We start from the raw sequence: 8,036 nt of genomic DNA, 5'->3' as shown, positions 1-8,036 counted from the left end.
GACGGAATCGAGGTCATCGAAACGAAGCCGCAGAGCGCCGCTTGATCAGCCTCGTCACCCAAATTCCAGCATAGCTCCCCTCAGGGCGACCTCGTGGATCATGTCTCTGCGATCTTCCGGCCACTCGTTGAGAAAATCGATGGCATCCGCAAGGCCGGCAATCTCTTGGATGATGTGCGTTGAGCGCTTCACGAAAAGGGGGTTGCTGAAAGCCTTTGCGTTCATTCGTTTCTCCAAACTATCCGTAACCAATTTGCGTGAAGAGGCGCCCCGCATCGGACGCGGCACAACCATGGCACAGCGGTGTTGTCAGGACGATGACGGTTGAAGAGGAATATCCTGCGACTGCGGCCGGGTGTGTAGCGATCCGCCAACAGATCGTGCAATGGCTTGGTTGCCATCAAACGCGGTCGTCACTATTTAGCTATGAATTGATTCTCCACCGCCCAGTCTAAGCCCGCAGGAGCGTTTTCATGACCGAAGAAACCGAGACGAAAGCTGACAACCTCATCGAACTCACCGCCCATGTCGTCTCAGCCTATGTTTCGAACAATCCGGTTCCCGTCGGTGAACTGCCTGGGCTTATCGGCCAGATCCACATCGCATTGAAAACCAGTGCCGGTGGTGCCGCACCAGAAAAGTCGGAACCTCTCAACCCTGCCGTACCGATCAGAAAATCGGTTACACCCGATTACATTTTCAGCCTTGAGGACGGTAAGAAGTTCAAGTCGCTTAAGCGTCACCTGGCAACCCACCATGGCCTTACGCCCGACGAATATCGCGCGAAATGGGGACTGCCGGCGGACTATCCCATGGTGGCGCCGAACTACGCTGCCGCGCGCTCGGCGTTGGCCAAGACCATGGGTCTCGGCCGCAAGCCGAAGGAACCGGAAACGTCAGCACCTGCCAAGCGCGGCCGCAAGAATGGCGCAGCCTGACCACAATTTTTTCAGATCGACCAAGCCGATGCGGCATGATTTCGCACCTGCGAGATATGATTTGTGCGTTGCAATATCCGCGGCTATCGATATGCTCATGTTGTCGGCCATCTACTCCTCCCAGATATGGTGCCGACGCTGAATGGGGCGCACCTCCTCCCGTGTCTCATTCGAAAATCGAGCCCGCTGCCACCTCCTCCCGGCAGCGGGCTTTTTCTTTGTCTAAGTGCGATTTCGGTCTTGGACCAACGCATTGGCTTTAAGCGAGGCGAATGCTACGAACCCCCGGGCCTTTCTGGCCCTGCCCGCATTGGACAAACACCTTCTGACCCTCGATCGGCGTGCCCAGTCCTGAGCGGGTCAGCGCGGTGGCATGAACGAAGATGTCCTTCTCACGGTTTTGAGGAGCAAGTAAGCCGAAGCCCTTTGCGCATTGTACCACTTGACCGTGCCCTCGCTCTCCAACTGGGCGCTCGTCCGGCGGCGGGCTCTCTAGCGCTACGCGTGTGTAGCTGCGTTTCGCGGTCGACCTCTGGTGACCTCTTGGACTTTCTTCCGTCGTGACCTTGAGACGCCTTGCCTCGGAAACACCGCGGCTCCCGGCCGCCTGCAGCACCCGGATGTGTCTCGATGCCCTCCGGCAATTTGACAAAGCCAAAACCCTTGCTGGTGTTGAACAAGATCACGTCGGCGTCGACAGCGGGTGTTACGGTCGGCGAACGCACAAGGTAGCTTGGCTCGGAAGACCGTTCCGCAAAAGAAACCGTGTCATCGTCATGGCGATGCTGGCGTGGCTCACGATGGTCCTTATGACTGCCCATCATCGTCCGACTGGCGTGAACAGCGCTGCGCTCCCGGCAGGATAATCTCAATCGGGTGATGCGTTCATGTCAATTCACGAGTCGGCCTCTTCCCCGCTGTATCGCACGGCCGACCTGTTAGCACATGAGGTCGACCACGGCGGGTGAGCAAGATATGCGACAGGTCGAGCTACTGATCGGAATGCTTCCCATATCGCACGGCAGAAGGTTCGCACTGGAGGACGATACTCACCCTTATCCATCGTGGCATGCCCCTGCGGCTGCTTCTCACGCGGATGCGCATCTGACATTTCGATTTACGCGCACCGCCCCGCACGGTCCGCAGGAGGGGAACGGGGCGCCCGTCGTTGCAGGCCGGCTAGAACAACCCGGCCTGCTCGGCTTCGCGGCGCAAACTCTGGCGCGGGCGCGGGCCGATCTGCTGGATCACCAAACCGGCCGCCAGCGAGCCGAGGTCGCCGCACTCCTTGAGGCTGCGTCCGGTCGTGTAGCCGAAAAGGAAGCCAGCGGCATAGAGATCGCCGGCGCCGGTCGTGTCGACCAGCTCCTTGATCTTCGTCGCCTCGATGATGACGGTCTCGTCTCCGCGCACGATGACCGAGCCTTTCTCGGAACGGGTGACGGCGGCTATTCTGCAATCCTTGCGGATGGCGCCGAGCGCCTCCTCGAAGGAAGCGGTCTGGTAGAGCGACTTGATCTCATGGCTGTTGGCAAAGACGATGTCGACGGTGCCTGAGCGCATCAGCTCGAGGAACTCGTCGCGGTAGCGGTCGACGCAGAAGGAATCCGACAGCGTCATCGACATCTCGCGGCCGGCCGCATGCGCCAGTCTTGCAGTCTGGCGGATGGCCTCCTTGGCGCGCGGCGGATCCCACAGATAACCCTCGAAATAAGTCACCTTGGCGCCGGCCGCCTTGTCGGCCTCGACATCCTCCGGGCCAAGCTCGACGCAGGCGCCGAGATAGGTGTTCATCGAACGCTCGCCGTCGGGCGTGACGAAGATCATCGAGCGCGCCGTCGGCGGTTCGCCCTCGAGCGGCCCGGTATCGAAGGCCACGCCCTGGGCCTTGATGTCGTGCGTGTAGATTTCGCCGAGCGCGTCGTTCGACACCTTGCCGAAGAAGGCGGCCCGTCCGCCGAGGCTGGCGACGCCGGCGGCGGTGTTGCCGGCGCTGCCGCCGGAAGCCTCGATCGCGGGTCCCATGCGGCTGTAAAGCAGTTGGGCGCGCTTGGCGTCGATGAGGTTCATCGCGCCCTTGATGATGCCGTTAGTCTCGAGAAAAGCCTCGTCGCATTGCGCGATGATGTCGACAATGGCATTGCCGATGCAAAGCACGTCATATTCCGGCATCAAAATCTCCGCCAAGGAACCACCCGGCTATCTGGCATGCCGGCCGGGCCCGGGTATAGCGAGTTGAAATGGATTGCCGCATTCGCTTGAGCCAACGGCCCTCACGCAGCTGCCGGTCCTGCTTCACGCAGCAAGTCGTCGGCTCTGTCGGTCTTTTCCCAGGTGAACTCAGGCTCTTCACGGCCAAAGTGCCCGTATGTCGCGGTCTTGCGGTATATCGGGCGTAAGAGATCAAGCATCTTGATGATGCCTTTCGGTCGGAGATCGAAAAGCTCAAGAATAAGGCGCTCGATCTTTTTTTCCTCAATCCTTGCGGTTCCGAATGTGTTGACCATGACAGAAACCGGACTGGCCACGCCGATCGCGTAAGCAAGCTGAACCTCGCAGACCTCTGCAAGGCCGCTGGCAACGACATTCTTTGCGACGTACCGCGCCGCATAGGCGGCAGAGCGGTCAACCTTGGATGGGTCCTTGCCCGAAAAGGCGCCGCCGCCGTGACGCCCCGTTCCACCGTAGGAATCGACGATGATCTTGCGTCCAGTGAGGCCGCAGTCACCGGCGGGCCCACCGACCACGAACCGCCCTGTTGGGTTGACCAGAAATCTGATCCCAGAAGTATCAATGTGGGTCGGCAGGACCGGTTTTATGATCTCCTCAATGACGCCATCGCGGACTGTATCTTGGGAGACCGCCTCGTCATGCTGCGTCGACAGGACTATGGTATCCAGCGCCACCGGCCGAAGACCCTCGTAGCGTACCGACACTTGAGATTTCACATCCGGACGCAGCCAGCCAAGTTGTCCTGCTTTTCGGACCTCTGCCTGTCTTTTGGTCAAACGGTGAGCGAGTTGGATCGGCAAGGGCATCAATGTATAGGTCTCATTGCATGCGAATCCAAACATGAGGCCCTGATCTCCCGCCCCCTGCTCCAGATCCTGCCCTCGTCCTTCGTCAACGCCCTGGCTTATGTCGGGTGACTGCTCGGTGAGAGCCAGAACGACGGCACAACGTCGGCCATCAAAGCCGATGGCAACGTCGTCGTAGCCAATATCCAGGATCGTATCGCGGGCGACTTGGCTGTAGTCGATCTGCGCATGGGTGGTGATCTCGCCAGCCAGAACGACCATCCCTGTCTTCACCAACGTTTCACAGGCGACGCGCGCCTTCGGGTCGGTCCGGAGAATGGCATCGAGGATGGCATCTGAGATGTTATCTGCCATCTTGTCGGGGTGTCCCGCGCCGACGGATTCGGAAGAGAACACGAACTGCCTGGTCATGTATGCCTCGCTTCAAGTGTTGGGGTTAGGTGAGGAGTTTATGGACTGGGGTGGCTTATCGGTCGGTGATGCCGGGGACCTCGAACGCAGTGCAGAAGTTTGCAACCTCTCTTCGTACGCTCGCATGAACCTCCTGGTCATCGGGCTGGCGGCAGACCGAGTCGATGAAATCGGCGATTTGCGCCATCTCCGTCTCGCGCATGCCCATGGACGTCACCGCTGGTGTCCCTAAGCGAATGCCGCTTGTGAGCGCCGGATGCCGCCGGTCGCCCGGCACCATATTGCAGTTCGTAATGATGCCTGCCCTTGCCAGGCGATCGGAATACGCTTTGCCTGACACCGGCCGGTTCCGAAGATCAAGGATCAGCATGTGATTGTCAGTGCCCCCGGTGACGAGTTCATAATCTCGCTCCAGAAGCGCCTGGGCCAGAGCCTTGGCGTTGTCGACGATCTGCTGACCGTAGATACGAAAGGACGGGTTCGCTGCTTCCTGCAAAGCGACGGCAAGCGCGGCGATAGTATTCATATGCGGTCCGCCTTGCAGGAGAGGGAACACGGCGCGGTCTATACGTTTGGCCAGATTGTGTTGGCTGTTCGGATGATAAAGCGCCTGATAGCGATCTTCCTTCTTCGACAGAATAAAGCCTCCACGGGGCCCACGGATCGACTTATGAGACGTGCTGGTGACGACGTCGCAATGGGCCACGGGATTCGGATGCGCTCCGGCGACAATAAGGCCGCTGATGTGCGCAATGTCGGCCACAAGATAGGCGTTCGCCTCCGCAGCGATTTCGGCCATTGCCGCGTAGTCAAAAATACGTGGATAAGCAGTTCCGCCGACCCAAATTAGCTTCGGGCGTTCCCGCTTGGCTGTCTCGCGCAATTGGTCATAGTCAATTTGCTGCGTCTTTTCGTGCAGCCTGTACGGGACTCGCTGATAATCGGTGCCGGAGAAGTTGACCGCCCAACCGTGCGTCAGATGGCCGCCTTCGGGTAAAGGCAAGCCCATGACTTTGTCACGGGGGCTCAAAAGCGCGCGATAGATAGCCTGATTGGCCGGGGAGCCGGAATATGGCTGGACGTTCGCGTGTTCACAGCCGAATAGCGCCTTCAAGCGCTCGATAGCGACGTTTTCAAGCTCATCGACGATCTCGTTTCCGGCGTAGTAGCGCGCACCGGGGTATCCCTCGGCATACTTGTTGGTGAAAATCGACCCGGTCGCTTCCAACACCGCCGAGGAGGCAAAGTTCTCGGAGGCGATAAGTTTGAGAGTTGTCCGGTCCTGGCGCTCCTGTCTTAGAAGCAGTTCGTTAACGCGGCAATCCACCGCGGCCAGGCTAGCCTGTCTGTTGGTGTCGGGCCGCGCGATGGCGCCGTCGGCGGAGTTGTCCATGATAGTCGCGCTCCAGTTGGTTTGATCTGTTCCACGATCAAGCAGCAGTCCCGTTGGACCACGCGTCTTGAAATGCCTCGAGCCGCTCCAGGTCCCGCTTATGATAGCCATCGTCGTGGGGGAGGAGATCGACCAAGAATTGAACCAGCCCTCCGTCTTTGCACGCTGTATTGAGATGATATGAGGACCAAGGACGTTGTCCGTTGCCGCAAAGAAAGTCGGATCTGGCCAGCAGCCGGACGTGTCGTGCAACGCGCTCCCGACGAAGATCGAGAATTTCCGATAGCTCGCGGACAGTCAGGTCGGCGTGCGCGCAAAGGCCCAGGATCCGGAGGCGATCAAGATGTGCTGTTGTCGTTAGGCGATCGACAAGCATCAACATTGGTAAGCACGACGCCTAAAACAATCGAACCCTGGTCCTGCTGGCTTTGTCATTTCGCGCTCTTCGCAAATGCTGTTCGGCGGCGGACAATATAACGACACTAGGTTCTGCCGCCGCTGAACTCTAAATTTGTGGTGACACTACCACTGACATGGATTTGCGGTCGCAAAGATTCCATGAATTTCTTTGAAGGATCTGTTGCAACGCCTAAACCAAGAACGCAACAAGATTGGCGATGTGCTTTTAAGTCGGCAAGCTGGCGAACTGCTTGGCCAAGAGGGAGGCGATCGGTGTCGCTTCAGCGTCGAATATCTCGGGGCCAGTCTCGTGCACCATGCAGCTCATTAGCCGTGCCGCCTGGGGGAAAGTGGCGCGTCCACGCTAATGTCCCAACCGTTCCGTTGCCAGCCATATTTCCATCGATGTACTGCCGGTGAATTGTGAACTGGCGTGCCGCCATCGCACCGGCGGCAGCCAAGATGGCCGCTTCGCCTGAGATCCCGGCTCCCGACCGGGTGAGACGGCAACGCCACTCCGACGAGCGGAAGGTATGACTGTTGGCAATCTGGTCGGCCCTCTCCAACCGCAGAGATCCATAGAACTGCGCGATTTCACCGGGCCGACTACTCCCCGGACCTGCGTCGTCCGGCCCATCGAGACGATCGCGCAGGCGTGGCACATGCCTTCACCGCAGGCAAGCCGGGCGCCTGTAAGGTTCAGATATTCGTCCAGGAAGTCGATCATCATCAGATCGTCCGGCACATCGACCGGGCCGACGTTGCGATTGTTGACGATCATGGAGAGTGGTCGCGTGGCGAGGGGATCGCGTCGAATCGAATATGAGGCCCCTTCGAGAGCTCTCCGACGGCATCTTCAACCGGGCATTGCCTGATTTGGAGTTCTGAACGCGAGTACGTCTGACAGGTATGCCCGGCAGGAGACTGGGCTCGCTGCCGGGCGCGGGTACGCCTTGGGAGGTGGCGTAAGTCAACGACGTTCGTGGCGGTGGCCACTCAGTCCGAGCGTTCTGCACAATAGCTTGCATGTACCGTGCCAAGCCAAAAGCATTTAAAAACACCCCGAGAGTCAGCTTCCTCTACGTTGCGCATTCGACAGTGTCGGCTATCGGACAGTGCCGAAGGCGCCTCTTCACATCGAAGGGCGGACTGCTTTCAAGTGAGGAATTCTTGGTACCCTCCATTCATGAGGGCGCGGCCACGAGAGACGGCGCGGCGAATGCGGTCGCGCAGATGACCGCCAGGATCCCTCCAGTCGGCGTGGACGCGCGCTTGACCAATCAGCGCTTCGGCGAGCTCGCGATGTGACGCCCCAGCCAGTGAGCCGTCGAGCGCACGAAGTACGAACGTTAGACGGGGACCGCGTCTTTCCGGCGGAAACAAGCGGGAAGGCAGGTGTTGACCCAAAGTTAAAGTATTGAGGCACTCGAGCGCCTTCAGGCGGGGCTTCGAAAACATTGCCGGCCAGATAGCCTCGGTACGGAGGCAAACAGGGTTTGAGATGTCCGCACCAGTCACGGCGAGCTGGAGCGTATACTCCGCATTGCGAAGAAGAACATGCTGGCTTTTGTCGGGCGCCAGCAGGACCGTCGCAAGACATGGCAATGCCGAGAGTTCGAATGGCAATGTCGCCCAGGATGCAGACAGCTGTTCTGCAATGACTGGCAGCACATGGACGCACCAAAGCGGAGACCAGAATACGACCGAATTTCGCCCATAAGACTCGGCGAAACAGGACACCCCAGCGTGACAAGTCACCGGCCGGCGTGACCATGTCGACAGACGGCTGGTGAAGCAAGGCATTGGTCTGCTGAGGCGCTGCGATCACAGCACGCTGGAATGCTGGATTGCGGCGCA

The 8,036-nt window shown here is 59.2% G+C and carries 8 protein-coding genes; 1 reads left to right on the top strand and 7 read right to left on the bottom strand.

The window, feature by feature from the left end; genetic code table 11:
* Positions 1-54 precede the first annotated feature (54 nt).
* Entirely contained in the window at positions 55-225 is a 171-nt protein-coding gene (locus CK222_RS30090) for a DUF982 domain-containing protein (protein ID WP_095802827.1), read from the bottom strand.
* A gap of 248 nt (positions 226-473) precedes the next feature.
* Between CK222_RS30090 and CK222_RS30085 the strand changes: the two genes are divergently transcribed.
* Positions 474-938, top strand: coding sequence for a MucR family transcriptional regulator (locus CK222_RS30085; protein WP_095802826.1), 465 nt, complete (start codon positions 474-476; stop codon positions 936-938).
* 259 nt (positions 939-1,197) lie between these two features.
* Here CK222_RS30085 and CK222_RS30080 read toward each other — a convergent pair whose 3' ends face one another.
* From CK222_RS30080 to CK222_RS33225, 6 genes are all read right to left on the bottom strand, one after another.
* Positions 1,198-1,380 (bottom strand): cold shock domain-containing protein, encoded by a 183-nt coding sequence (locus CK222_RS30080; RefSeq protein ID WP_245433368.1) that lies wholly within the window; start codon positions 1,378-1,380, stop codon positions 1,198-1,200.
* A gap of 737 nt (positions 1,381-2,117) precedes the next feature.
* Positions 2,118-3,110 carry an adenosine kinase gene (locus CK222_RS30075; RefSeq protein WP_095802825.1) on the bottom strand — a complete coding sequence of 331 codons (993 nt, stop codon included), beginning with the start codon at positions 3,108-3,110 and terminating at the stop codon, positions 2,118-2,120.
* Between the two features lie 101 nt (positions 3,111-3,211).
* A complete protein-coding gene (gene metK, locus CK222_RS30070) occupies positions 3,212-4,387 on the bottom strand; it encodes a methionine adenosyltransferase (protein ID WP_095802824.1) in 1,176 nt (391 codons plus the stop codon).
* Positions 4,388-4,442: 55 nt separating this feature from the next.
* Entirely contained in the window at positions 4,443-5,780 is a 1,338-nt protein-coding gene (glyA, locus tag CK222_RS30065) for a serine hydroxymethyltransferase (RefSeq protein WP_095802823.1), read from the bottom strand.
* A gap of 763 nt (positions 5,781-6,543) precedes the next feature.
* Positions 6,544-6,960 carry a hypothetical protein gene (locus CK222_RS32615; RefSeq protein WP_176477787.1) on the bottom strand — a complete coding sequence of 139 codons (417 nt, stop codon included), beginning with the start codon at positions 6,958-6,960 and terminating at the stop codon, positions 6,544-6,546.
* 374 nt (positions 6,961-7,334) lie between these two features.
* Positions 7,335-7,637, bottom strand: coding sequence for a DUF2285 domain-containing protein (locus CK222_RS33225; RefSeq protein WP_245433371.1), 303 nt, complete (start codon positions 7,635-7,637; stop codon positions 7,335-7,337).
* Positions 7,638-8,036 lie beyond the last annotated feature (399 nt).

This window comes from Mesorhizobium sp. WSM3866, assembly GCF_002294795.1.
In the GTDB taxonomy this organism is placed as follows: domain Bacteria; phylum Pseudomonadota; class Alphaproteobacteria; order Rhizobiales; family Rhizobiaceae; genus Mesorhizobium.
The sequence above is the reverse complement of the archived record's forward strand: the minus strand, read 5'-3'. Positions and strand labels throughout refer to the sequence as shown.